This window comes from Bacillus sp. SIMBA_008 (genome assembly GCF_046535495.1).
GTDB lineage: Bacteria > Bacillota > Bacilli > Bacillales > Bacillaceae > Bacillus > Bacillus subtilis.
Genome location: NZ_JAWRWL010000001.1, coordinates 1,002,871 through 1,029,606, shown reverse-complemented (window position 1 = coordinate 1,029,606; position 26,736 = coordinate 1,002,871). Strand labels below are relative to the sequence as shown.

Sequence of the window (26,736 nt, the reverse complement as noted above, 5' to 3'; positions counted from 1 at the left end):
AGACTGCTGCTTCAAAATGCACTTTTAAAGAATATCTTAGGTATTTGTTATTATAAGTAATATGGTGTATCAAAATAGTTTGTTCCGTACGTTTACTTCTTCAAATGTACTAACTCACTATACATTAGTGCTACAAAAAGGTAAGGGTATAGTGTTTTTATACCTTATTGTCCCTCAAGCACATCTCTTAGAAAAAATTTAGCTATATATTACCGTGCCATCACTCTATGTCACGTTGCAAGCGAATGATTATTCTTTCCGCTTCAACTGACTTAATTGGCTGATTAGCTAACTTACTTAATAGAACGTAGCATTGCTCCCTTTCAAATCTCTTGCATTCTGATCTTTTTGAAATGGATTGAATAACTTCAGCCGCATAATCGGAAATTTTTCTCCAAGAATACCATTCATTATTTTGGGGATCTGTAACATTAATTTCGTCAGGAGTAGCAAGGATACGCTGAATAAACAATTCAATTAATTCAATACCTTCTAATGCCTGAACCATTTCTATCTCGTTTCTACTTAAAGCAAAGATAACCGTCTGGACTTCGCTTCGTGTACCTTCAAGTACTACTCTTTTTAACAGTGGATAAATAGAATGCCACCATACAGAAATGTCATTTATTTCTACATCACTGTCAGGGTTTACAATCCAATGCATGGAAAATAGTATTAAATCTTTACCCCTGTAATATTTCTCGTCTTTAATTATTTCCCAAAAACGAAACATCCAGTTCCCATATTCGTATGCAAGTTCATTATTGCTAACAGACTTAGAGGCGCCCTCTTTCAAACCGAACGCCATTCCGTTGAAGAAATCGACTCTATTCTTTTTATCATCTAATAACGGAAATTCTGAAGGTTTATATATAATATCATCAATCAACTTTCCAATTAATAACCGCTTATTTTTATCATTCGTGGGCATTGCCCGATATCCGGTAAACCGGCCTAGCTGATCCACGAATTTACCAATAAAAGGAATTGATTTTCTGCTTAGCAACACTCTTATTATTCTATCTAATTCCAAAGCAGGAAAATAGTCTAATAGATTGATACACCAACTCAGAGCAATGCCTGTTGTATTATCTCCTAAAATGAGTCTTTTTAATAATTCGATTCTTTGCTTGTCGGGTCTAAACCAATGCCATGCCCGAAACTCAATCATACAAAGACATTGTTGAAACGGCAGAGCTTGACTATATACTTTTTTTATCTCAGCATAAGCATTATTAAATAGCTCATCCATATTACGAACTGTATCCTCAGTCATTACCTGATCAAGTAAACATAAGCTTTGTGTCCAAGAATCCCCAGGAGTCAACATGCTATTACCCTGGTAAAAGTCTTCTGGAGTCTCTGGCAGAGGGCTTTGCTGTAGCAATTTCGTAGCAACTTGTGCAATAGTGTAGATTATCTCTCTTTGGAGAGGCAGTAATCCTTCACTATTGGTTTTGGTTTGAAGCAACTTTTGATAAGTATTTAACAATATTTGAATCTGCCTAATCGGCCACGAATTATTTTGTAACTGATTGAGAGATGCAGAAATAGCGGGCAACACTTTTTGAATTAGGATTATAGCACGATTAACAGTGGCAACTTCATAAGACTTATTTGGTTTATCAAGCTCACACATTACTTTATAAAAACTAACCATTAATCCTTTATCAATTGGTTCTTCCCACTCACCTACTGCTTTTAAAATGAAACGTTCGTTGATTTCATAATCCATATCCTTCCATATACTCTTATCAATCTCTTCTCTTGGATCTCTAAGACTGGTACTGTAACCTTGTTCGTTAAAATCATTAAGAATAGTTTTTAACTTGTCATCGCTATTACTTAAAGGAATACAGGATAAAATAACCCCTGCAACATACAAACCATTTACGTAAGGAGATTCAGACACATTAATCAAAATATTAAAGATTTGTTCTTGTTCTTTTTCGTTAAGAAAATTCCATATACTTTGTATAGTTCGTCCTACCCAATAGTGACTTTCCAATACATGATAAATTCGTTCGTCAAGAATAATTCCTTTTATAACTGATAGAAGTTTCTCTCCATTTTTCTCCTCTAAAAAAATTTGCAATAATAAGGTTCGAAAACTAGCTAGCGGGGACTCTAAAAAAAATGTCATAAGGTCGTCGATTAACATTTCAGGTTTCGTTGCCAACCAATTTTTTAAACGTTGGTGAAGCCCATTGTATAGTTTAATTTCCATATCATGCTCATAGGATCTATTCCAATAATACATCGAAATCTTATCATCCAATATCTTTTTCCCTGATTTGATCTTTACCTCTATGCCTTTTTGATAAGAAGCCTCTGTTAGTTGCAAAGCTAATAGAAAATCTATCAAAATAGGAAAAAAAATGCTTGGCATTTGGTCGACTAAAGGAAGAGTGTTAACATTGTGAGTACCGATTAAAGAGCAGTCAACAGCATAGTGTTGTAGCATGTTATCAGAGGCTAATGTTTTATCTAAAACGGGCAAATCCCCATTCCGATATAATCCTATAAACCCGCAATATATTTCGCCCAGAACCTTGCCATGTCCTTGATTTTCGGTCTGATCTCTAGCAGCAAGTAACACTAAGGATTCAAGTGCCACGTGTCTAGTCCGCCATGTGCTGTTAGGTATTTCTTCAAATAGCCACTCAATGGCTCGTTCAAGGTCTGACCATCTACTAACAATGGGAATGATTTTCATCATTAGCCAAGAATCGTTTTTCCTCAATTCTGATTGAAATTTAGCTGCGCTTGCCCATTCTAAAATAATATTTCCTATTAAATGATTATTTTCATTAGCGTCTTTAGTTTCAAATAATTGAGGGTTTGCTAGTACTTCTAAGTAATCAGAGAGCCTTTCTAGAGTAGTTTCACCAATCCACGTTTGCTGTTCAGTCCAAACTTTTGAAGCTGGCCAAGTTGAAAATATAGAAGCCCAGTTACTATTCAAGTGATATTGTGCTGAGAGGATCAATGAATCTACGAAGGTTGGTTCTGGTTTCCTATTCCAGGCGACAATATCCATTGATGGATTAGGATTAAGTCCCCCTAGAATCCGTGCAATTTCCTTTTTTTCAAGATCATTTGCATGGAAAACGTAATCTTCAATTTTGCAGCCGGTATTATCTACATCAGACAAAGCTTCTAATAAGGCTCTCTGAGCTCCAAACCGAATAATAGCAGAGGATCGAATTGCATCTAGACTGGAATCAATAGCAGCTGGGTCTTCTTCACTCGCTTCAAGAATCCATTGGGATAGGGCGAAGTCTCTCAACAAAGAGTGACGGAAATCATAACGAGCCCGAGCGTTTACTCTTATGAATAACCCCGATGATATTAATGACTCTAAAATGTCATCATCTATTTGCTCTGAGGGTATCCAATAATTTTTTTCCGAAATTTGATCACAGGCTTCTTTTAGAACTTTCCATTTCTTTATACTTTGGTCGTTAAGGATAACATGCTCCCAATAAGCCTTTAATAATCCATGCCTCGTTTGCAAATATTTCTCCTTTTTGGTTGGAATTGCAAATACACGGATGAAAATATCAAGATAAAGGGGAATGCTAAGTAGCGCAATAATCCCTTTGCTCAAATTCCGATTAATACCATACTGGTTCAGAGCAGACCTCACAACAATTTCAGGCCATTTAGCCAAAGATTTTTTTTGCCATGTCTGTAAATTTTCTTTTAGCTTTCCTTGCTCTTCCCAATCTACCTTGCGACTTGTGATTACACCTAAAAATCCAGGACGTTGACTTACTATATGTAGCAGGGAAGATAAGATTGAGCGCTTTTGTTTTGAAATTTGGTCTAACCCATCGACAAGAAGTAAAAGCCTCTTGTCGCTTAGAACTGCCAAATCTACTAATAAAAGCAGTGCTCTCAAGAGAACAGATTTTTTCTCTCCTGCTAGATATTCGACAACGTCTTCAGTCAAAAGTGTTACTATGTCAAATTTGACTGAAGTTGCTCGGTTTAATTGTTTATGTAGCTCATACAAAGTGCGTGACTTTCCATACCCAGCATCCGCTAAAAGAGCAATCGACTGTTGTTGTTTATCCCAATCAATTTCAAAGATACTATACTGTACTTCTTTTAATGGCTTATACTGTAGACCATTTTGTTCCGAGAATTTACTTTTCCAATTATTTAAACATCCTAAGCTATATTCGTTCTTTAGTAATTTAGCAAGACGGAGGGTATCAGAATCTTGTTCTAAAAATTTTTCTAATAACCTTATTTCATGAACCATTTGATTAACAGTAAATAGATGAATCGAATGTATCTCGCTGGTAGCACAGTTGGATATCCATCCTTCAAGCTGGTGCCGTAGAACGGAAGGTTCTGGGATAAACGTCAGCCTTTCGATTATTGATTCAACCTTTTGTTCCAAATTTTTTCCGGATACTTGATAAAGTTTGAATTGAAGCAGTACACTTAAAGCCTTATCTTTTGAGACTTTGCTACTCAAAACTCTTTCCCCTATGGTTTCAGCTGAACAAATCCAGTATAGAGCCTCATCAATTAATTGCGTTTCTGTTGCTACACGTTTTGGAGCTTCATTTGGGATTTTCCAATTGGTATTATTATCAAAACTGGTTCTTTTGCTTAAATCCAGCCAAGCCTGCAAGGCAGCTGGTTTTTTATCTGAGTTTATAACTAACCCCGGAGAAATGTCATTTGGTTTAATATCAGTTTGAAATATTTCTTCTCGAATCCTTAGCCAAAAACTTACTCGGTCTTTTTGATTAACGGCCCCACTTTTCACTTCTAACACTTTATGCTTTTCATCATCAATGACAAGAATATCCCAATCTGTTGTTCCTGTATCTGGCGTTTGAGCTTCAACGCCGAATTTCTTTTCCTTATGGACCTTACCAGAAATTTCGTCCTTTTTCCGACTGGCTATATCCAAGAAAATTTGCTCTAGTAAATACAAATCTTGAAACCGAAAGCCATATCTTGATGTTTGCCCTGACATAATACACCCCTAACTTCTTGTTGGCTTGATCCGTCGAATCGTAGTAATAATCCAATCTTTTTAATTCAAATCCTGGTATGCTATCTATTCCTGACCTTGTGAAAAAAAGTATCCTTAAAAGATCTATTTGGCCTATTGGTTGACAGAACCTTTTCCCTTCTAAAACAGTCTTTATAATGAGTGGAGAGATTATTCAATTTCTACGCCATCATATGCATCACCTAGTGATATATGATCATCCCTTAACCAATACCAATGTTTACCCTTATTCTCAAGCAGTCGCTGTATTAAATCTGTAAATGAATTTGCTATCACCTGTGTTTCACCAACTATTCCATGTCGATCAAAAAAGCTGTCATAGCATTTTCCTTTTCGTTCTTCGTTTAAGTCAATTGTTAGGTATTCTCCTTTTCCATCCGTGCAAACAATATACCACTCGGATGAAATGTCTTCTTCACAGAGTTCCCCAACAATAATGGGATTAGCCAATTCAAACTCAGCTGGTCGTACTATGTATATTGGATAATCCGCATTTTCATATAAAACTGCTCCACCACACTGTTCATAAAATTCACCTATATCTTTTGGTAGTTGATGCTTCTCGTCTATTACTGGGAGACCATCTGCTTCAAACAGCCGGCAGTCTGGTGTGGAAGCAATCTTCTTGATTAACATATCAATGCTCAAGTCTGCACCTACTTTCTAAAGTTGTATTGATTAAATGCGTTATAATATTGCTGTCTCGCTTCTTTAGGAACATTTGCAGCATCAAACATCTTCTCAGTAAGCTCTTGTATTTCCCTAGGTGATACTTCTTTCCAATTTACTTTACCGCCAACTTTTTTCCCTGTTTTTTTGTACAGCCATTCTCTATAAACTTTCTTGGTAGCATTGTGTTGCTCCTTAGTTAAAGCTACTGTTGGCGTATTACTACCTCTGCTCACATAATTCGGAACATTATGTTTAGCCCATACATCCATTACACCATGGTGATTCTCTAAAGGACTGTTACTTGGTCTATAATCAACGACATCAAAAGGTTTAACTTCTTTATCTGATCCTTTAGCAAAAATCATTAGTTGATTTTTTAAGTTTTCTCCATCCACTACATTGTATGGCACGCCCCCTGCCATAGCAAAGTCGTACTTAGGATTATAAGGCAGCAAATCTGGAATCTTGACGTCTTTTATTTTCTTCCCTGCCTGACTTGCTTTGTTTATGACCTTCCCCGTTGCATCTGCTTTGTTAATGGCTCCTGCACCTTTTGTACCAACAACAGCTACAGCCACTGAACCAATAGCATAGGTAACCCATCTTGATCTAGAATAGGCATCTCCATTCACCATATCCTTTTGATATGACTCTTCTATGGCTACTGAAATGGCATCATATGTTTTCACTGGATGAATAACTGCATTGCCCAGCGCTAAGAGTGTTTCTCCTGGATCGGTGATGAAGTCCCATATGCCGGTTACAGTGTCTTTTCCTACATCATATAAGCCTACTCCTACACCTTTTACGATATCCCAAGTGATTTCTCCTGCTCCTTCTAGTTGCTTCGCTTGTTCAATTTGCATTGCAAGCTGTACTTGAGCTGGCTCCAGATTCTCGTACCCTACTTTCTTAGCAATCTCTAAATATTCATCAGGGTCAGAGACACCGTCATTAAGTTTTTTCTTTAATTCCTTGATTTCACGTTCCTTTGCTTCTTCTTTCTTCACGCTTAAGTAAGCTTCAGAATGCTTCTCTATGTCGCCTTTTTTCTTATGTATGTCACTTTCTCTATACGCTTTGGCGTTATAGTGAATCGGAGTGGCGTTCTTCCCTTTGCCTGTTGATTCCTGCAGCTTTTTAAAATCTTGCTGGATGAACTGTTCGTTAGGCTCTGTTTCAGCGTATTCTGTTTTTAAATCCTCATCAAGCTTGTTTAGCTTATCGATTGTTTTTTCACGTTTGTCATCTGCAGAAGAAAGTTTGTCTTTGAAGTCTTCTGTTGAGAATATTTCAAGGGGAAGAATATCATTGATGTCGTTTAATATGTCTTTCATTGCTTTTTTCTGTTTAGACATAATGGATTTTGATTTTGTATAGGCGTTAGCCAACTCGTGTTCTAAAAAGGATTCTTCTATGTAAGCATCAGACATCTTAGCATCTTCAAGTTTTGCAGACATGCTGCTTAAGAAAGCAATCTTCATGTCAATTAAATCAATCCATTGATCGGTAACACCGACATGACCATGATAAAATGCTTTAATGTTGTCAGCACCCTTGCCTGAAAATTCACTGTCATCTAGGTTAGCTACGTTTTGAAAAGCTTTTCTTAGCTTCACCATTTGCGACCTTAGTTCCTTAAACTCTTTGGTTCTTTTATCGGCCTCAAAGAGTAATGAATCAGCCTCAAATACCTTCATATCATTCTCCTTCCTAGACTACTCTATGTAAATTTTACCACAGTAATCTATTTGAATAACAGAAAAAGACAGCCCAAATGACTGTCTTATACATCACACACTATCTTGTTCTATAATAATTTTCTGCGGTATAGTAGCGCCAATCCCAAAAAGGTTCTCCATTGGCCAATATATACCGGTCTAAAAATATTTCAAAGTTTACATTTAATGGATTATATTCTAAACCACTTTCAAATATATAGAGATAGTTGGGATCACCTTGGTTCACTTTATCTTTATCAATCATTAAATGGCATTCTTCCAATAAGTAGCCAATTGGAATACCATTGATATCTTCAAACAAATCCTCATATTTTAACTCCTCTTCAATCACTTCAAGGCTAAATAGCTGAAGTCCTCCACCTATATTCTCCCCATCAGAAAGAATCTCAAAAATTTTCGCGCCGTTATGCAGTGTCATGAACTTCTGATAATCTTCTGGAAGGGTAATCTGATGTTTAGCTTCAAGGCTTTGAATGTCATTCAGGGTTGCTTTGTCCTGTGAAAATGTAACAAGGAACTCCATGATATCCCCTTCAGAACAAAACAATTGAATGGCTCCTTTTTCATCCAAAAGACTTTTCAAGCCATTTACCGTCTTATGAACAAAGTTAGTCACATACATCACCCCTTTATTTCCTTTTAACAATAACCTTTCAAATTCCAAAAGATGTGAACAGATCGTGATAGGTGCTCTTTTCAGCGAATATAATGCAATAAATTCTAAAAAGAGGTGCCTCCAAAAATTGAATTCTCTAATGAATGATGACATGGTAAAGATCATTAGAAATGGCCTTAGCGCATCCCAGCATCCAAAGCATATTCTTGTTGTAGGAGCTGGATTGTCCGGGCTTGTATCAGCATCATTGCTGAAAAATGCCGGTCACAAAGTAACGATTCTCGAAGCGAGCGGCAGAGCGGGCGGCCGTGTCTGCACTTTGAGAGCTCCCTTTAGTGATGATTTGTATTTTAACGCTGGCCCGATGCGCATACCGAATAACCATTCGTTAACCTTAGAATATATAAAAAAATTCAAATTGCCAACAAATGTATTTCTCAACAGAACCCCGATGGACATCATTTATGCAAATGGAATCAAAACACGTCTCCAAGTTTTTGAACGAGCTCCTGGAATATTGAGATACCCAGTTGCACCAAATGAACAAGGGAAAACATCTGAAGAGCTGATGCTTTCTTTACTGCAGCCTATTCTAAATTTTATCAATCAAAATCCAGCGAGAAATTGGCGGATTGTCGAAGAACAATACAAAAATCATTCGTTAAGCTCTTTTTTAAACACGTATTTTTCATATGGCGCGATCGATATGATTGGTGTACTTTTGGATATGGAAGCGTATATGGGGATGTCCCTTGTTGAAGTATTGCGGGAATCTATCTTTTTTTCATCGCCCGCTCACTTCTATGAGATAACTGGCGGCATGGATCTGCTGCCTCACGCGTTTCTTCCTCAATTAAAAACAAACATTCTATACCATCAAAAAATGATGAAAATTTCTCAGGGGGAAAATCGTGTTACGATCCATTGTCAGCATCAACAAACGGCAGAATTCACATCATTCACAGCTGATCTCGCTATTGTAACCATTCCTTTTTCAACATTGCGATTTGTAAAAGTCGAACCATACCATTCATTCTCGTACTATAAACGAAGGGCAATCCGTGAGCTAAACTATATCAGTGCAACAAAAATCGGCATAGAGTTTAAAAGCCGATTTTGGGAAAAAGCCGGGCAGCGCGGCGGCAAATCTATTACTGATCTACCGATTCGTTTTTCGTATTATCCAAGCAGAAATATTGGAGCAAATGGACATGCCGTCATTCTGGCAAGTTATACTTGGGCTGATGAGGCACTGATATGGGACAGTCTTTCAGAAGGAGAGCGAATCCAGTATACTTTACTGAATTTATCTGAAATCTATGGTGATATTGTGTGGTCTGAATTTGTGTCTGGCACTTCTTTTAGCTGGAGCCAGTACCCGTATTCTGCGGGAGGTTTTACAGCTTTCGAACCAGGACAAGAATTAGAGCTGTATCCCTATATTCCTGTCCCTGAGGGCAGAGTTCATTTCGCCGGAGAACACGCCTCACTCACTCATGCGTGGATGCAAGGCGCGATTGAATCTGGAATACGTGTTGCTTATGAGGTCAATCGCTTACCTTAGATCATGCTCACATCTTGTTAAAACTGGTTGATATAAAAAGAAGTGAAGAATTTATACTCCTTTGTTTAAAAGATTAATTCAAATATGGGATGTCTCAACATTCGGTTCTTTATTATTTTTATACACGTTTTGAATGCGGACCTCCCTTTTCTTCCATAATCATTAATAAATACCCAACCATAGAAAACGTTTTAATTAACCATCGGGGGAACTTTCTTTCACTGTATAACGATTCTTAATGTTGCTTTTTATCCTTTACTTGTCCTCTCTTTTTTTCATTGACTTACATTTCTTGAAAACCAGAATAATCCTAAAGGAATTTTGTAACAAATACAGAATTGGAAAGATAAGCGCCAAAAGAAATACTAACTCCTTATCTCAAAGACAAAACAGCGCTTATATTAAAAGAAAGAGGTGTCTTTAGAATGGTTCATTTTAAAAACTGCCCTGATCCTTCTCTAAACGCCAATTCTCAGTCTCACCCCGAATTTTCATCCGAATTAGAACATATTAAGACAAGAATGCAAAACTTTATTAAGCACTCGGTTACAGACCAAAATATCGAAGTTACTGACGCAAGGGTGACGGCCGAAGGAGAGGTCACCTCTCTTTTAAAAGAACGTCTCGACAAGGAATACTATAGGCTTTTATCTAAAATCACCCGGGAAGTAAATGTGGCTGACTTCGGCGCTGTTCCAGATGGAAGAGACAATACTGAAGCTTTTCGAAAAGCAATCGGGAATGGCCGAGTCAAAGTACATGTTCCAGCGGGAGAATACCTCGTTCAAGGGATTAAACTTCCATCTTGGACAACAATTGTTGGACAAGGTAAAGGAATCACAGTGATTAAATTGCATGAAGACACTCCAGCGCATGAATGGGTGATTACAAATGATGATTATCAAAATGGAAATCGCAATATTTTTGTCCAAGGAATGTCATTAGACTGGAATCCAAGTAGACAATGCGGTGTGAGGAATCCAGGGGGACAGTTCTCCAGTTGTTTAACTTTTGCTAAGGTTGAATATGGGTGGATCAAAGATGTGGAAGCGATTAACGCAGGTCTTCATGGTATTGATATTACATCGCCAACGTATGACCATTTACCTGATACCGATTGGACAAAAGACGGATCAAGATATATTTGGATCGATAACTGTGTGACATATGGTTCAGGAGACGACGGCATTACCACCCATTATAGCGAATACATCTTTATTTCAAACTGCCACTCAGGAAATCCGCGGGGAACAGAATTTGCTGAAGGTGTTTCAAACTCCAACGGAATAGAAATTGACGACGGCTCTAGGCATGTGTGGCTTTTGAATAACTTTACAAGCGGCAACATCCGCGGAGTTGAAGTAAAAGCCCATGAACTGTGGCCGGCCTCTCAAAACGTCCATATCATAGGCCATATTTCTTATCGCGATGTTCGTGCATTTGATCTTCGTCATATTGGTCACCATCAAATTACAGATCCTGAAAGCACAACAGCATACGATGTCACACTCATTGATTGTTCAGCAGTTGAACCAGTTTTCAACTCGCTTTACGATGCTGTGACCCCAAGAGCGCTGGTTATTTCGGCATATAAAAACGTTAATGTAAGCGGATTCACAGCGATTGGTGATCCAGACTATGATTATAAAGAAAACCCTGTCGTAGCCTTGCAATATCGCAGCCAAAATATAACCATTAATGGTATTAAAATTCGCGGGTTTAAAAAAGCCGGTGTTGATATTAATTTATCAGGCGGATCAAATAAAACTGATTATATAAAAATTTCAAATTTTGATATTTATAAATCTGCTCCAAAAGGAATTTCAATCGGTGGAGGCCTCTACAATGTCAATATTCTAAATGGAACGATGATTACTGACAATGGGACAGTTGGAATTCAGTCCCCCAATAATCAGGCCACAATTCTCGGTGTACAATCAGAAGGTTATAGTGTGGCAGCCTCAATCAAAGGTCAAACATACCAACAAGTTCCAATCAATTTGAAAGGAGGCATACAGCTTGCAACGACCTCTGGCTTTGCTGTTAACCAAACAAGCGCAGTTATAGCAGGTACCGGCGACATTACGGCCCGTGGAGAAAGAAATGCGGTCATTAGCTCTTCTGGAGGCTCCAGTACTGAAGGCTCTCGCGCATTAATCGCTTCTTCAAATAACGCACATATTAGAGGAAACCATGCGTCAAGAACAATACTGTCTTCTGAAAATATTATACTTGAGGAACCATACACCGTGGCAGGAGGTCACCAATCAATAAAGTGGCTTCTTGACTCTGTTCGGGGAAACGGGACGTTTGCCGGTGCAATCAGTTCTTCTTTAGGTGGATATGTAGAGTATTTTGAGAGTACAACTGGACAGTTAATCCATACTGGTACAATCGTGACTTTAAGAGGTGAAAAAATTGTGCCCGCGAATGTTGGAGATTATATGCTTGGCGTTATTTCAGAAACTTCAGCTTTCATTTCAGGAGCCTCCAGTTTCGTCTGGCAGGGGCGTTATTTGACAAATGAGTTCGGCGGATTTATTTATGAAACGGTGACTGATGAGGAAAGCGGTGAACTCATACGTGTTCCCAAACAAAATCCAGACTACGATACAGCGCTGGAGGCAAATTATCATTCACGGGCAGCAAGAGACGAATGGCACGTAGTAGGGTTGGTAGGCCAACATTATGTTCGTATTGACGAAACTGTCAATCAAGGAGATTATCTTACGGCACATAATGGAATAGGAACAAAAGCCGCTGAAGGAAGCTGGAAAGTAATGAAAATAACCTCTGCTTACACATCAGAAAAAGGGTATGGTATCGCTCTAACCTTCATCAAATAGTGGATACGCCGACCAGTTCAATATATGTTTATCCAAATAATTAAATCTCTTTTCTAGGTTCGTTATTCCTTGTATGTTATTATCAATTTTCAATATATACCAAAATACCCTTAATATACTATCGTAATTAACTTATATTATAATCAAAACAATTTTGACAGCTGTTCCTTCTCGTTATTCATGAAAGTTGCTATTGAAATGAGTAAATGGATATCATATTAGACTTCTATAGCAAATACACCATATATATCCTTTAAGTATTTACAAATTGAAAATGTTTCATGAGGCTTATTAAAAGTATTGTTCTTTTATCATCTGTAAGTCGATACAAACTGCATTAAGATCACACCTAAATCTCACTGAGTTTTTTCTTACAAATAAAATGAAAACTCTTTCCATTATAAATTCATTTCACCGTTACTAAAAGTAATCCTTGCATTCCTTCGCCCTCCATGCTATATTCATATAGCGATGAGCTGAATTGTGTAAGCCGATGTACATGCCTTACGGCACACACGAATGTGGCGTGTGGTGCATCGCCTCAATACGCAAAGACGTTTGCCTTAGGCAAACGTCTTTTTTTGCGTTATCCGATTTTTGTGCCGTTTGGGACAGGCTGATCCGGCTGCAAAAGGACGACGTCGCCCTGGCCGGGTATGCCGCCGAGGACCAAGACTTCCGATTTAAATCCGGCGATCCGGCGGGGCGGAAAGTTCACGACTGCTATGACTTGCTTGTTGATGAGATCTTCTGGCTTGTAACGCTTCGTGATTTGTGCGCTCGATTGTTTTATGCCGATTTCAGTCCCAAAATCTATCACAAGCTTGATTGCCGGTACTCTTGCTTCAGGAAATTCTTCCGCTTTTACAATTGTTCCCGTTCTGATATCCAATTTCTCAAAGTCTTCAATGACTGCCATATCAATAACTCCTTTTTCTCCTATTGTAAAGGAGATATTCAAGATTTGTTTAACCAAATAGCCATTATTTTTTATCTGAATATAAGGTGTTTCGATACAGGCGGGGCGGCATTCCTGTGCTTTTCGTGAACCATCTTGTAAAAGAAGAAAGGTTTTGAAAGCCCAGCGCCTCGCTCACGACGGTAAGGGTTTCATTTCTCTCCATCAGCATTCGTTTTGCTTCCTCAAGGCGAAGGTCGGCAATATAGTTCTGCGGGGACTTCCCTGTCTGTTTTTTGAACCAGCTTGAATAGTAAGCTGGGTGATAATGCTCGATTTCTGCCAGCTTCTTAATCGTCAGCCGCTCAAATAAATGGCTGTGAATGTATGCAATTGAGGCATAGCTATGGGATTGAAGCTTTTCTTTTATGTATTGTACTAGCATATGAAGCGAGTTGGCTGTTCCGGCCTTTGCTTCCTCTGTCAGCAAGTACCTGATTGAAGACCAGAAAGGATCGAGGGCAGCTTCAATTCCCGATCCTGCACGATACTCATCAATTTTCATTGCATGAAGCGGAACATCCAGTACAAGACATTCATTTCTTCCGATAGAACGGAAACGATGCTCACACTGCGGAGGAATATATAAAAAATGATCTGGCTTTAATTTCACCTGGCGCTCTTCAGTCTCAAGATCAATACTCCCTTCAAGCGGAAAAAGAAATTGGCTGTATGCGTGCTTATGTGAATGATAAAGGCGTGTGTACGTCCGTTTTTCGCAAATCATCTCTTGAAGCGAGTCCATCAGCAAACCCCTTCCTTTGGTCATCTTTTAATCCGGTAATGGTGTTCCGATATAGGCGAAAATCCGATTTTTTTATATAAAGAAACTGCCGCCAGATTTTCTTTCATCACTTGTAAAAACATGCGTTCCGCTCCGTTGTTTTTTGCCCATTCAGTCAACACCCTGATCACTTGGGTTCCTGCCCCTTTTCCTCTGTGCTCCTCAGCTACAACGATATTACTAAGTCCGCCATAACCATCAATGACAGAAACCGTGCCAAGCGCTGTCAGGCTTTCTTTGTCATACATCTTGAAAAAAGTTTTACACGGCGGCATGCGTTCGAATATGTGTTTGTAACCTTTGTGACGCTCGGGTGAAAACCCTTCTAATTGAATAAATTCATCTATCCAAACAGATGATGGCTCTTGTTCCCACTTGTATGTAAATCGGCTGTTGTCATTTGTTCGGCTCATAATTGACCGGCACAACGCTGTCATCTGGAAGCACTCGTCTACCTTTTCATAACGGCTGTCTGCCAATGCGTCATCAAGCCCTTTCGGTGATGCGTTGCTAATATGAAAACAAACAGGTAAGCCTAAACTTTGATAAAAAAGTTCGGCCTCTAGCTGAAAATCCCCTTCAGGCATATCCGCAGAAGTCCATACGCTATTTGCCCTTTTGGTTACGCCAAAATTCGCTCTGAGAAGCCATTTCCCTATGCTTTTTTGAAAATAAGCCGGCCATGAAGCTGCCGCTAACCGTTCAATCTTGTGAATGTCATCCATTGCATAATGCCTCTCCCCTATGTATACTCCCTTGATATTATACAATATTCAGAAATATAAGACATCCATTTGTTTGTTTACATAATATTTTTATTGTTTATTAATAATCCTGACAAAAATGTCCTAATTGAAAATGACAGGCTTTCTAAAATGTCCTCCTCACGTTCAAATGCTTCTTTTGCGATTAAAGCAGTAAAGCCATGCAGCAGGCTTCTGAGCCCCCTTGTCGCATGAATGGCAGTCTTTTCACTTGCATAGCCGTTTTCAATGAGCAGCTTCGTCACAAGACAGACAATTTGGTCAGAGACGATTTCCGTCCGTTTGTCCTGAACCTTAAGCAGAGCCGCTTCATAATATCCGGGATTTTCAATTGCAAAATCAACATATGCATGAGCTAAAGAAAGCATAGCGGAATCTCCCTTTCGTTCGGTTACGGAGTCCGCCATTTGATCAAAAAGCTTTGTCAGTCCTCTGACAGCAAGTTCTGCTCTGATCGCTTGCAGCCCGTTGATATGGTTATACAATGACGGGGGGCGAACATTCATTTTTTTAGAAAGTGCGGCAAGTGAGACACCATTTACCCCTTCCTGATCGGCAATCTCTGCTGCAGCGTCTACAATCATTTTTTGGGTCAAACCTATTCTCGGTGACATGCTCATCATCCTTTCTTTGCTTTTTGGATCGCCTGTCTCATCCGCTCTGAAGGTGATCGCAGGAATTTTCCATGTCCGACAGCGAGACAGGAAGGCGCCTTATCGGCGAGCAATTGTGCGCTTTTGATGGCCTCCTCCTTATTCCATGTGGCGAAAGCGGGAAAAGGAAACGTCCATTTTATCTGACCTGATACAGCGATTCCTCCGCGCAACTGAAACGCATCTCCTGCTATTAAAGTGCCGTTTCTTGTATCAAGAAATGACATGCTGCCCGGTGTATGGCCCGGTGTTGGAATGGCAAGCAGAGAACCAATTGTTTCACCGCCCGTCAGCAGTTGGTGAGGCTTTGTTTGTATGTGTTTCGGAATACCTCCTTTTATAGGCGTCTGCGGCTCATCTTGCCGCAAGGATGTGTCACCTTGGAGCAAGAATGAATCCCGTTCCGAGATCATGACCTTTGCATGCGGAAATGTTTGTGCCAATGTATCCAGTGATCCGACATGGTCCCCATGTGCATGAGTCAGTAAAATATGCTGAAGCGGTTTTCCAAGCTGATTCACAGCTTGAATAATCCCTTTATAGCTGCCTGGCAGTGCGGCATCAATAAGGGTGACTTCGTTTTCTTCCTCTACTAAATAGCAATTAACCGGAAACAATGCTGGAAAAAAAGTCAGCTGCCAAACCGTTTGGTACTGAGTCATTCTCATCTTTTTATTCCTCCTAACAAAAACTAATGGTGTTAGTTTTATTATTAACTAACACCATTAGTTTTTCAAGAGTTTATTATTTTTTTATCGCTACATAAATGTTAACTTGTGCTCGCTGTGGCACTGCGGCATTTTGATCATACATCTCAAAGTCACCTGTAAACGTGCGCAGATGCCGCTTATCCCAAGTCCAAATTTCCTTCCACGTTTCAAGCACAATCTCTTCAATAGGACCGATTCTGGAAGTGAAAACGGCGTAAGCGGAAGCCGGCAAATCAATATTTTCATATGGTCCCGGAAGAATGTCGTCGTATTCCTGAAACGTTCCGACTGAAAACGTATAAAACCCATTCGTCTCTTGTTCATAATTCGAATATAAGGCAATAATGCTCTTGTCTTTTTCAGCCTGTGATAAAAGAGCGCTCATATCCTGCTTCCAGAATTGATCCCACAGTGCCGGAATCCTCCTTTCTTCCGTCATTTCCAGTGCGTTGCTTGTCCGTTGTGACAGTCCGGCAAATCGTTTCAGGTCTAAGTGTGTTATATGTGAAAAGCCCATACGATCTCCTCCTTTTTTTAAGATTATAGACAAAGAAACCTGACAGCAGTGTGTCAGGTTTCATATATTTTTTGCATGTGATGAATGGTTTCTTTTACTTTATCCCTTATATGAAGAGGCTGCAGAACCTCAATATCCTTTCCGAACTGGAGCAAAAAACCGATCAGCCATTGATCTTCTGGAAGTGAAATCACCGCCTGGCAGATTTCATCTTCCTCACAACAGTGAAGGACATCATATCCGAACCATTCACCTATACGCTGACGTGCTGACGGCTGAACAAGAATAACCAATTCAGTTAAACGGTCCTTTTGGTACCAACTCTTATCCCATGGCAAAGTGTCCAGCTGAATGTCTTTTCTGATAAATGTCTGATGTAAGATGGCCAGATCTTTCATCCGGTTCAGTTTAAAAAAGCGAAAATCATTTCTTACCAGGCAGTAGGCATATAAATACCAGTGCCCCGCCTTGCAAACCAATGTATAAGGTTCAGTTTCCCGAAGTAGTGTTTCCCCGCTTGCGCTTGTATATGTAAAAGATATCGTTGACAATCGATCGATGGCAGCGCTGATTTTCTCGCGCAGCGTCTTTTGATCCTCAGTATGGCCCCAAGCCGTCATGTCAATAAACCATTTTTCTGTTTGGTGCTTAAATGCTTGAGCAGATTGCTCAGGTATAAGGTGTTTGATTTTTTGATAGGCTGTGCTGTGAGAAACGGGTTCATACATAGATGAAACGCTCTGCAAAGCGGAAGCAATTGCAAACAATTCCTCCTCCTTCAGCCACTCTCTTTCAAGCCGATACGTTTCCATGATGCCAATTCCGCCCCCGGAACCCTGTGAGGTCACAATCGGAATACCAGCCCTATTGATCGTCTCAATATCACGGTAAATTGTTCTGACAGATACTTCAAACAGCTCAGCAAGCTCTGCAGCCTGCACTTGTTTTTTGCTGATCAATAACACAACCATCGCTAACAAACGTTCCAGTTTCATTCTGCGCACCTTTTCTTCTTGTATTTTCCAACAAAACAATCATAACATTTTGATAAAGCTTGGGCATATCTATTATGCGGCGGAATACACCTCGCATATGCTATGAAAACAGGGGTTTCCCCTTCTTTTTTGTGTTCAGTATTTATTTCAGCTACTATTTCTGACCGGATAAGCATACACTTCTCAACGGAGGGGATTTCACATCATGCATCTTACACTGCAGAGCGTTTATCCTGCCATGATCATCATCTTTTTTCTGTATAAAAAAATTAAAAGGTCCATCGGATACCAGCCGCTGAAGCCCCGCTGGCTGTTCACCCGTATCATTCTTTTCTCGCTGTTTGCTTTTGGCCTTTCAATCTTCAGCGCCATTCACCCTTTTTTATATGGATATCTCATTTTGGGCATTCTTGGCGGATGGCTCCTTGTCTTTTTCGCTAAGAAAAACATCTCCTTTGAAAAACGCAGAGGAAAGATCTATTTTCGGACTCATATTTGGGTAGAGGTGATTCTCTTAACTTTATTTCTATCAAGATTTCTGTATCGAGTGACGGAGCTTTATCTTACCTCACCTGATCTAAACAGCCTTGGATCATACAGTCAGTCAATCGGAACGGACCCTCTGACAATTGGCGTCTGTTTTCTGATAGCCGTTTATTATATCGGTTTTTCTTCTTTTGTCATCAAGCTCAGCAGAAACGAACTCGAACAGCACGGACACAATAAAGAAAAAGACATCCTTGCCCGCTAACAGCGTGTTAAGCAAGGATGTCTTTTTCAATCATGCTGCGTATGATGGATCATTTGCTGAAGAACATCTAAAACATGTTCATCCTCCGGAGAGTAATAAATCGATGTTCCTTCTCTGCGCGATTTGACAAGCCGAAGATTTTTCAAAAATCTAAGCTGGTGGGACACGGTGGATTGCAGTAAATTCAGCTTTTCTGCAATTCCGTTTACAGCATGCTCACCCTGGGACAATAAATGTAGAATCCTGATTCGGGTTGGATCAGAAAGCGCTTTGAATGTTTGCGCGACAAGAAACAGCGTCTCCTCGTCCAGATCAGCAGCCGATTGTTCCGTTTCTCTAAATTCAGTCATATGGTATCACCTTTCTTTATTCATAGTTTTATCTTATAACAAATGCGCTTGAGTGCAAACCAGCCTGCTTGTATTCCATTTCAATCTCATAGTTTAAATTTATGTTTCAAATCAGGTTTTTACTTGGTCTGATATACCGTCTTATGTCATAATAAAAAAGGTCAAACTGCTCCAAACATTGAGGGTGAAACACAGTGAAGAAAAAGAGAAAAGGCTGTTTCGCTGCTGCGGGTTTTATGATGATTTTTGTCTTTGTCATCGCCTCTTTTTTATTGGTCCTGCTTTTTTTCAACCGGGATTTAATCAAAAAACTTCCGATCGATACGAAAACGATTGTTTTGGAACGTTTAACCGATTACAAACCTTTGGTGGAAGAAGAGCTTGAAAGCCAAGGACTCTCTAATTATACATCACTCATATTAGGCATGATGTATCAGGAGTCAAAAGGAAAAGGCAATGATCCCATGCAGTCCTCTGAATCTCTGGGGTTAAAACGCAATGAGATAACAGACCCTCAACTCAGTGTTAAACAAGGCATCAAGCAATTTACCCTCATGTACAAGACCGGTAAGGAAAAAGGCGTGGATTTGGATACCATTATTCAAAGCTACAACATGGGGGCAGGTTACATTGATTTTGTAGCTGAACATGGAGGAACGCATACTGAGGAATTGGCAAAACAATACTCCGAGCAGCAAGTCAAAAAAAATCCTGATCTGTATACTTGCGGGGGAAATGCGAAAAATTTCCGCTATCCGTATTGCTACGGTGATTATACGTATGCAGAAAAAGTAAAAGAAAAAACAAAAACTGTTGAAGAATCTTTGCAGGTTGCAACACTTGAAACCATGGAATCCAAGGCTCATGAATAAGAGTCTATCAATTTACTGACAAAAGCCCAAAAATGAATTTGGGCTTTTGCCATGTTTACACGTAAAAAAAGCCATACTGAGTATGGCTTTTAATAATACGGTGAAATCATCAAATATACAATAACGCCTGTAAGGCTTACATACAGCCATAGAGGCATTGTCCATCTCGCAATTTTTTTATGGCGCTCCACCTGCATGCTGAAGCCTCTGATCAGCGTAAACAGCGCAAGCGGCACAATAATTGCAGAAAGGCAGATATGTGTAATTAAAATAAAGAAATAAATCGGGCGCATAATACCTTCTCCGCCATAGAGCGTGTTTTCCGCAATCGAGTGGTACGTCACATAGCAAATCAAAAATAGTAATGTTGTTGTGAACGCAGCCAAAATAAAGCGTTTGTGAGCTTTGATATTTTTCTGTTTAATCATAATCAGCGCGGCCAATAAGAAGATAAACGTAAAGCTATTGAATATCGCATTCAGCATTGGCAAAATGTGAATATTCGCATGGCTGAACTGATCTAATTTAGGCATAAAAAACAGCACTGCGATTAAACCGTTAATCAGAACTGTCAGCGTAAGGACAATCCCCGTGTAATTTTTCGGTTTATTTTCTGTTTGGTTCATTTGGTGACCTCTCCTAATTTGTACTGGCTATCCAAATCGTATGCAAATTCAAAGAAGATGTCAACGGTTTCGATTGCTTCGTCAGAAATTAGACACACTTCAAAGGCCGGAGGCTATTAGCCCCGGCCTGTTAGGTTTACGCCTCTTTTATCAAATGTTCAATGACCTTATGTTCATTTTCATTCAGCAGGTTCTTTTGAATTTTCGAATGAATGGGTTTATTCATATGCTGATCCAAGATATCGGCCGTTTCTTTATCCCCGGCAATAACCATTCGTTCCCATCTTTTCGCGGCAGCTTTTTGATCAAGGCTGGCAGCCAGCCGCTTATACAGTCTCGATTGGTTCTCTGTTACATGTTCCCTCATCCGGTTCTCTTCAAATGGTGGCGCTTTGTCTACAGCGGAATGGCTATTCTTCCAAGACTCATTGATCATATCATACTCATAACGCTCCACCGCCTCAATTTTTCCTAAAACGGTTTCAATAATTTTCACTTCATGCTGCTGAGTTAAAATAAACGCCGTACTTGGGTATGCCTGGCGCAAACCCTTCAGCTGATCCAGGACAGCTGTTTCTTCCCAGTAAAATCTTGTATCTACAGGGACTTGAAGCTTAATAGGCTCCCATATGCCGCTGTCGGAAACAAAAAACACGAGACTGCGGGGCATGTCTTTTCCCATTGCATTCAAGTATTGATTCATTTTAGCCCTGATTCCATCCAGACACTTTTCCTCCTCTGGATCACTAGCTGCCAAATACTCTTTTAATCGGCTGAATCCTGACTTTAGGGCAATCTTCCATTCTCCCCCCTGCTGCTCTGGATCTCTCATGTCTGTATTGAGATACAGAGAGAGAATTTTATCCGGCGGTTCCAATTGGACATACTGTAATTTGTTAATCAATGAATCAATCGCCATTCCGATTCCTCCTTTTTCACAGGTTAGTTTTCTTTTTCCTCTCTTAAAAACGATCAAACCTGACTTTCCGCTAATTTCTAGTAATAATGGAATTGTTGTTTACAATACGCCTCTCTTCTAATACAATTGGTAACTGTGTTTCTAAGCTGATTTTTGAAAGGAGTTTGATCTTGTTTACTATTAAAGAAAAAAATCGTCAAGAGCTTGAAGAAGAATTAAATGATTTAGAATTTCAAATTTATCGCATGCAGGAGAATATGAAGGATTTATCTAAAGATGCCAAAGTGCTTGGTATTGATCAATCGAAACATGATGAGTGGATGATTGTTTCCTCGATTGATGATGGCCAAACATGCAAAATTATGCTAACTGATTGTAAAACGGCTTACCGAGGAAAAGGCTGTTTTTCACTTGTAGCGTCTTACAAGGACGATGCCATTCATATAGGCGATATAAAAGGCCCTCCGAATCACGGGTTTGGTTCCATTTGCATGAAATATTTAAAAGATATAGCAAGAGACCACAATATACCGAAAGTCACAGGAGACATCGCCAAACGGGATTGGAATCATGTAGACCGGCTGATTCACTTTTATGAAAAACATCAATTCAAAGTATGTATCGATCATGATACCCAATCCGGCAGCATTAAGTGGGTTGATTTGTAGAAAAGTCTGGAAGAAAGAGCCAAGATATGCTGTAATGGTAAAAAACCATTGATGGAGGGTTCTATGTACGCCTCAAAACTGAAAAAGGGAGACGAAATCCGGATCGTGTCTCCCGCGACCAGCATGTCTATATTATCAAATGAAGCAAAAATCCGAGCAAAAACGGCGTTAGAACGCTTAGGTTATCGGGTAACCATCGCTGAACACGCAAATGAATGTAATGAATTTGATTCATCCTCTATCGAGTCAAGAGTCCATGATCTGCACGCTGCCTTTTTTGATCCAGGCGTCAAAGCGATTTTAACGACACTCGGAGGGTTTAATTCAAATCAGCTGCTGCGTTATCTTGATTACGAGAAAATCAAACGGCATCCAAAAATTCTGTGCGGCTATTCCGATATAACCGCTCTTTGCAACGCAATTTATCGAAAAACGGGTCTTGTTACGTATTCAGGCCCCCACTTCTCAACATTTGCAATGAAAAAAGGGCTTGATTATACACAAGAGTATTTTCTTTCTTGCTGCGCTTCGGACGACCCGTTTGAAATTCTTCCTTCAAGTGAGTGGAGCGATGACCGCTGGTTTTTGGATCAAGAAAACAGGCGTTTTTATCCTAATAACGGCCCTGTTGTAATCTAAGAAGGTTATGCGGAAGGCACTTTAATTGGCGGAAACTTATGCACGCTTAATTTGCTGCAGGGAACGGAGTATTTTCCCGAAACAGAACATACTATTTTATTGATTGAAGATGATTATATGTCAGACATCCATATGTTTGACCGCGATCTGCAATCACTCATCCACCTCCCCGCTTTTTCACATGTAAAGGCGATTTTGATCGGCAGATTTCAGAAAGCATCAAACGTATCAATGGATCTTGTAAAAGCCATGATCGAAACAAAAAAAGAATTATCCGGCATCCCGATCATCGCAAATATAAATGCCGGACATACCTCGCCAATTGCCACGTTCCCTATAGGAGGAACATGCAGGATTGAAGCTATTTCGGGTACATCACGAATATGGATTGATAAACATTAATCAGCTTGTAAATTTTTTTACAAGCTTTTTTAGCGCAATCGGTTATGCATGCCGCACGAGACATGACAAATGTCATATAGGAGGCATGATGTGTGCTACTACAAAAGACTTCTCTCATTAGCGTATACTGAACCGAGACACACAATGAGAGGATACTTACTATGACTGAACAAACCATTGCACATAAACAAAAACAGCTGACAAAGCAAGTCGCTGCATTTGCTCAGCCTGAAACAAAAAACAGCCTGATTCAGCTTTTAAACACGTTTATCCCATTCTTCGGCCTATGGTTTCTTGCTTATCTCAGCCTCGATGTCTCCTATCTTCTTACGTTAGCATTAACGGTGATTGCCGCAGGTTTTCTGACAAGAATTTTTATCATCTTCCATGACTGCTGCCATCAATCTTTTTTCAAACAAAAACGCTATAACCACATTCTCGGTTTTCTGACAGGTGTCCTGACTTTATTCCCGTATCTTCAATGGCAGCACAGCCATTCGATTCATCATGCAACTAGCAGCAATCTGGATAAACGCGGAACAGGAGACATCTGGATGTTAACAGTAAACGAATATAAAGCTGCATCCAGACGAACAAAGCTTGCATACAGACTTTATAGAAACCCGTTTATCATGTTTATTCTCGGACCGATTTATGTTTTTCTGATCACGAACCGTTTTAACAAAAAAGGAGCAAGACGAAAAGAACGTGTAAACACATACCTTACGAATCTGGCAATTGTCGCGTTGGCTGCCGCTTGCTGTCTGATCTTTGGCTGGCAATCGTTTTTACTGGTGCAAGGCCCGATATTTCTGATTTCAGGTTCAATCGGTGTTTGGCTGTTTTATGTGCAGCATACCTTTGAAGATTCTTATTTTGAAGCGGATGAAAACTGGAGCTACGTTCAGGCTGCTGTTGAAGGCAGCTCATTTTATAAACTCCCGAAACTGCTTCAATGGCTAACAGGCAATATTGGTTACCACCACGTTCATCATTTGAGTCCAAAGGTGCCTAACTATAAGCTTGAAGTTGCTCATGAACATCACGAACCATTAAAAAACGTACCGACAATCACCTTAAAAACAAGCCTGCAATCACTTGCGTTCCGTCTATGGGATGAAGATAACAAACAGTTTGTGTCATTTCGGGCTATAAATCATATAGCTGTAAGCCTTCCGCCTGATTCACCAGAAAAACAGAAGCTGCGGAAGAATGCCTGATGATAAAGGAGGTCTTCTAATATACTAGAAGGCTTCCTTTTTATTGTTGGAGGGTGCATTCTGGCTTTCACAATGATAAAGTTACAAGTAAGATGAAAAGCTGAAAATGAGGTAAGATCATGATTAAAAAGCATTTAACATTTCAAAAACTAAACGGGATTACGCCCTATATATGGACGATATTTTTCATCCTCCCCTTCTACTTTATATGGAAATCATCATCTACATTTGTTATTATTGTCGGCATCATTTTGACGCTTTTATTTTTTTCGGTATATCGATTTGCTTTTGTCTCAAAAGGCTGGACCATTTATTTGTGGGGATTTTTATTAATTGGCATTTCAACCGCTTCCATTACCCTGTTCAGTTATATTTATTTTGCTTTTTTTATCGCGTATTTTATTGGAAACATTAAGGAACGCGTCCCTTTTCATATTTTATATTATGTCCATTTAATAAGCGCAGCCGTCGCAGCCAATTTCAGTCTCGTATTAAAGAAGGAATTCTTTCTGACACAAATTCCTTTTGTCGTCATTACCCTCATCAGCGCAATTTTATTGCCCTTTAGTATAAGAAGCCGCAAGGAGCGCGAACGGCTTGAAGAAAAGCTCGAGGATGCAAATGAACGGATTGCAGAACTGGTAAAATTAGAAGAACGTCAGCGAATTGCCCGCGATCTCCATGATACGCTTGGGCAAAAGCTTTCTCTTATTGGTTTAAAAAGCGACTTAGCAAGAAAATTGATATACAAAGATCCCGAACAAGCAGCTCGTGAACTGAAAAGTGTTCAGCAAACAGCGCGAACTTCTTTAAATGAAGTAAGAAAAATCGTTTCCTCTATGAAGGGCATCCGGCTCAAGGATGAATTGATCAACATCAAACAAATTCTCGAAGCAGCTGACATTATGTTTATCTATGAAGAAGAGAAATGGCCCGAAAATATCTCATTGCTGAATGAAAACATTTTGAGCATGTGCTTAAAGGAAGCTGTCACAAATGTCGTCAAACACAGCCAGGCTAAAACTTGCCGAGTTGACATTCAGCAGCTCTGGAAGGAAGTTGTGATAACAGTGTCTGACGATGGAACATTCAAAGGAGAAGAAAATTCCTTTTCAAAAGGACATGGCTTACTCGGGATGAGAGAACGGCTTGAGTTTGCAAACGGAAGCCTTCACATCGATACCGAAAACGGAACCAAGCTTACCATGGCAATTCCTAATAATTCAAAATAAACATAAAGGATGGCTTATATGATTAGTATATTTATTGCAGAAGATCAGCAAATGCTGCTGGGCGCTTTAGGATCACTTCTAAACCTCGAAGACGATATGGAAGTCGTAGGCAAAGGTACAACCGGCCAAGATGCTGTTGATTTTGTCAAAAAACGCCAGCCTGATGTATGTATTATGGACATTGAAATGCCCGGAAAAACAGGGCTTGAAGCTGCTGAGGAGCTAAAAGATACAGGCTGCAAAATTATCATCTTAACCACCTTCGCCAGACCCGGTTACTTTCAGAGAGCTATTAAAGCTGGCGTTAAAGGCTATTTGTTAAAAGACAGTCCGAGTGAAGAGCTGGCCAACGCCATCCGTAGCGTCATGAACGGAAAACGCATCTATGCACCTGAGCTGATGGAGGACTTATACAGCGAAGCTAACCCTCTTACAGATAGAGAAAAAGAAGTGCTCGAACTTGTGGCTGACGGTAAAAACACAAAAGAAATCGCTCAGGAACTCAGCATCAAAAGCGGGACGGTGCGGAATTATATCTCAATGATTCTAGAAAAGCTTGAAGTGAAAAATCGAATTGAAGCCATTACCCGGTCAAAAGAAAAAGGCTGGTTTAAATAAAAAAGGATCTTGGCATCTGCCAGGATCCTTTTTGTTAACCTGAAATTCCCGTTTGAGAACCTCGCCGCAACCAGAATTAAATTGATCCATATCCTCGCTCCTACGCCCGCTGAACGATTGCTTGGTTAACAGCCCAATAAAAGACTGGATTGAATGATATCCCTGTTAAAATGGTCGGCCATTGCACATCAGCAGAATTTCTGATATTGATTATATTGTATTTTCAGTATGACAAAGTTGTGCCACTTCTCTCCCGAAGCTGCCATGCCCAACTGCAAGAGCCTAATATCACAATAAAAAACCGTCTGAAATCAATCCGATTCCGTAAATGGCATTTGCTACATCCAACTGCTTATTATCTGCCAAAAAAGATACAACACCAGTCGTTTCGCTGATCAAAGATAGTAACAACCAGCTATAAATGTCATGATGCCGAATGTCTCTGTAATGTGGAATCAATCTTTTAACCCGAGAGCCCCTGAATCGCACATAAAGAAAAACGGGACCACTTTCTTTTATCAGCATATGATATAAACAGCTCTAAGCAGAACAAAAAAAGACACAAGCCAAAAGCTTATGT

General features: G+C 39.7%; 22 protein-coding genes and 1 pseudogene. 9 read left to right on the top strand and 14 right to left on the bottom strand.

Annotation, left to right across the window (positions count from 1 at the left end):
* Positions 1–220 precede the first annotated feature (220 nt).
* From SB658_RS05665 to SB658_RS05650, 4 genes are all read right to left on the bottom strand, one after another.
* Positions 221–4,999, bottom strand: a complete 4,779-nt coding sequence (locus SB658_RS05665) for an NACHT domain-containing protein (protein WP_144500743.1) — start codon at positions 4,997–4,999, stop codon at positions 221–223.
* Positions 5,000–5,188: 189 nt separating this feature from the next.
* Entirely contained in the window at positions 5,189–5,686 is a 498-nt protein-coding gene (locus SB658_RS05660; RefSeq protein WP_124048201.1) for an SMI1/KNR4 family protein, read from the bottom strand.
* Between the two features lie 8 nt (positions 5,687–5,694).
* Positions 5,695–7,410 (bottom strand): T7SS effector LXG polymorphic toxin, encoded by a 1,716-nt coding sequence (locus SB658_RS05655; RefSeq protein WP_410601297.1) that lies wholly within the window; start codon positions 7,408–7,410, stop codon positions 5,695–5,697.
* 100 nt (positions 7,411–7,510) lie between these two features.
* Positions 7,511–8,068, bottom strand: a complete 558-nt coding sequence (locus tag SB658_RS05650) for an SMI1/KNR4 family protein (protein WP_049141184.1) — start codon at positions 8,066–8,068, stop codon at positions 7,511–7,513.
* Positions 8,069–8,195: 127 nt separating this feature from the next.
* On the opposite strand from SB658_RS05650, the gene SB658_RS05645 reads away from it, so the two are divergent.
* Both SB658_RS05645 and SB658_RS05640 read left to right on the top strand, forming a co-directional pair.
* Complete coding sequence (locus SB658_RS05645; protein ID WP_128740388.1) at positions 8,196–9,632, top strand: flavin monoamine oxidase family protein; 1,437 nt, start codon at positions 8,196–8,198, stop codon at positions 9,630–9,632.
* A gap of 425 nt (positions 9,633–10,057) precedes the next feature.
* Positions 10,058–12,478: a peptidase G2 autoproteolytic cleavage domain-containing protein gene (locus SB658_RS05640; protein ID WP_144500741.1), complete on the top strand. Its 2,421-nt coding sequence runs from the start codon at positions 10,058–10,060 to the stop codon at positions 12,476–12,478.
* A 586-nt stretch (positions 12,479–13,064) separates the two neighbouring features.
* Here the strand turns inward: SB658_RS05640 and csaA are convergent.
* The 7 genes from csaA to SB658_RS05605 form a co-directional block, all read right to left on the bottom strand.
* Positions 13,065–13,397: a chaperone CsaA gene (gene csaA, locus SB658_RS05635; RefSeq protein ID WP_047182724.1), complete on the bottom strand. Its 333-nt coding sequence runs from the start codon at positions 13,395–13,397 to the stop codon at positions 13,065–13,067.
* Positions 13,398–13,461: 64 nt separating this feature from the next.
* Positions 13,462–14,187, bottom strand: coding sequence for a helix-turn-helix domain-containing protein (locus SB658_RS05630; protein ID WP_080477820.1), 726 nt, complete (start codon positions 14,185–14,187; stop codon positions 13,462–13,464).
* A gap of 14 nt (positions 14,188–14,201) precedes the next feature.
* Positions 14,202–14,945: a GNAT family N-acetyltransferase gene (locus SB658_RS05625; protein ID WP_069703920.1), complete on the bottom strand. Its 744-nt coding sequence runs from the start codon at positions 14,943–14,945 to the stop codon at positions 14,202–14,204.
* A 77-nt stretch (positions 14,946–15,022) separates the two neighbouring features.
* The gene (locus tag SB658_RS05620) at positions 15,023–15,598 is read right to left on the bottom strand and encodes a TetR/AcrR family transcriptional regulator (protein WP_017697555.1); all 576 of its coding nucleotides are present in this window, start codon (positions 15,596–15,598) and stop codon (positions 15,023–15,025) included.
* Between the two features lie 5 nt (positions 15,599–15,603).
* Positions 15,604–16,305, bottom strand: coding sequence for an MBL fold metallo-hydrolase (locus tag SB658_RS05615; RefSeq protein WP_017697554.1), 702 nt, complete (start codon positions 16,303–16,305; stop codon positions 15,604–15,606).
* A gap of 76 nt (positions 16,306–16,381) precedes the next feature.
* Positions 16,382–16,864 carry a GyrI-like domain-containing protein gene (locus SB658_RS05610; protein WP_033884023.1) on the bottom strand — a complete coding sequence of 161 codons (483 nt, stop codon included), beginning with the start codon at positions 16,862–16,864 and terminating at the stop codon, positions 16,382–16,384.
* A gap of 53 nt (positions 16,865–16,917) precedes the next feature.
* Positions 16,918–17,859 carry a helix-turn-helix transcriptional regulator gene (locus SB658_RS05605; RefSeq protein WP_069703919.1) on the bottom strand — a complete coding sequence of 314 codons (942 nt, stop codon included), beginning with the start codon at positions 17,857–17,859 and terminating at the stop codon, positions 16,918–16,920.
* Between the two features lie 205 nt (positions 17,860–18,064).
* Here SB658_RS05605 and csk22 point away from each other — a divergent pair, with 205 nt between their 5' ends.
* Complete coding sequence (gene csk22, locus SB658_RS05600; RefSeq protein ID WP_069703918.1) at positions 18,065–18,610, top strand: mother cell-specific sporulation protein Csk22; 546 nt, start codon at positions 18,065–18,067, stop codon at positions 18,608–18,610.
* Between the two features lie 26 nt (positions 18,611–18,636).
* Here the strand turns inward: csk22 and czrA are convergent, their stop codons facing one another.
* Positions 18,637–18,960, bottom strand: a complete 324-nt coding sequence (gene czrA, locus SB658_RS05595) for a Zn(II)-responsive metalloregulatory transcriptional repressor CzrA (RefSeq protein WP_003231284.1) — start codon at positions 18,958–18,960, stop codon at positions 18,637–18,639.
* Between the two features lie 194 nt (positions 18,961–19,154).
* On the opposite strand from czrA, the gene SB658_RS05590 reads away from it, so the two are divergent.
* A complete protein-coding gene (locus SB658_RS05590) occupies positions 19,155–19,832 on the top strand; it encodes a lysozyme family protein (RefSeq protein ID WP_003231283.1) in 678 nt (225 codons plus the stop codon).
* Between the two features lie 89 nt (positions 19,833–19,921).
* On the opposite strand, the gene SB658_RS05585 is transcribed toward SB658_RS05590, so the two are convergent.
* Together SB658_RS05585 and SB658_RS05580 are read right to left on the bottom strand one after the other, a co-directional pair.
* Positions 19,922–20,458 (bottom strand): DUF420 domain-containing protein, encoded by a 537-nt coding sequence (locus SB658_RS05585; protein WP_003231280.1) that lies wholly within the window; start codon positions 20,456–20,458, stop codon positions 19,922–19,924.
* 136 nt (positions 20,459–20,594) lie between these two features.
* Positions 20,595–21,377, bottom strand: a complete 783-nt coding sequence (locus SB658_RS05580) for a VLRF1 family aeRF1-type release factor (protein WP_015251912.1) — start codon at positions 21,375–21,377, stop codon at positions 20,595–20,597.
* A 170-nt stretch (positions 21,378–21,547) separates the two neighbouring features.
* On the opposite strand from SB658_RS05580, the gene SB658_RS05575 reads away from it, so the two are divergent.
* The 5 genes and pseudogenes from SB658_RS05575 to desR all read left to right on the top strand — a co-directional run bounded on the left by SB658_RS05575 (position 21,548) and on the right by desR (position 26,156).
* A complete protein-coding gene (locus SB658_RS05575) occupies positions 21,548–22,045 on the top strand; it encodes an N-acetyltransferase (RefSeq protein ID WP_014477061.1) in 498 nt (165 codons plus the stop codon).
* A gap of 63 nt (positions 22,046–22,108) precedes the next feature.
* Positions 22,109–23,086: pseudogene (locus SB658_RS05570) on the top strand (S66 family peptidase).
* A gap of 161 nt (positions 23,087–23,247) precedes the next feature.
* Positions 23,248–24,306 (top strand): Delta(5) desaturase DesA, encoded by a 1,059-nt coding sequence (gene desA / locus SB658_RS05565; protein ID WP_029318044.1) that lies wholly within the window; start codon positions 23,248–23,250, stop codon positions 24,304–24,306.
* 119 nt (positions 24,307–24,425) lie between these two features.
* Positions 24,426–25,538 (top strand): two-component sensor histidine kinase DesK, encoded by a 1,113-nt coding sequence (gene desK / locus SB658_RS05560; RefSeq protein WP_029318043.1) that lies wholly within the window; start codon positions 24,426–24,428, stop codon positions 25,536–25,538.
* An 18-nt stretch (positions 25,539–25,556) separates the two neighbouring features.
* Positions 25,557–26,156 carry a two-component system response regulator DesR gene (gene desR, locus SB658_RS05555; protein ID WP_004399356.1) on the top strand — a complete coding sequence of 200 codons (600 nt, stop codon included), beginning with the start codon at positions 25,557–25,559 and terminating at the stop codon, positions 26,154–26,156.
* Positions 26,157–26,736: the final 580 nt, after the last annotated feature.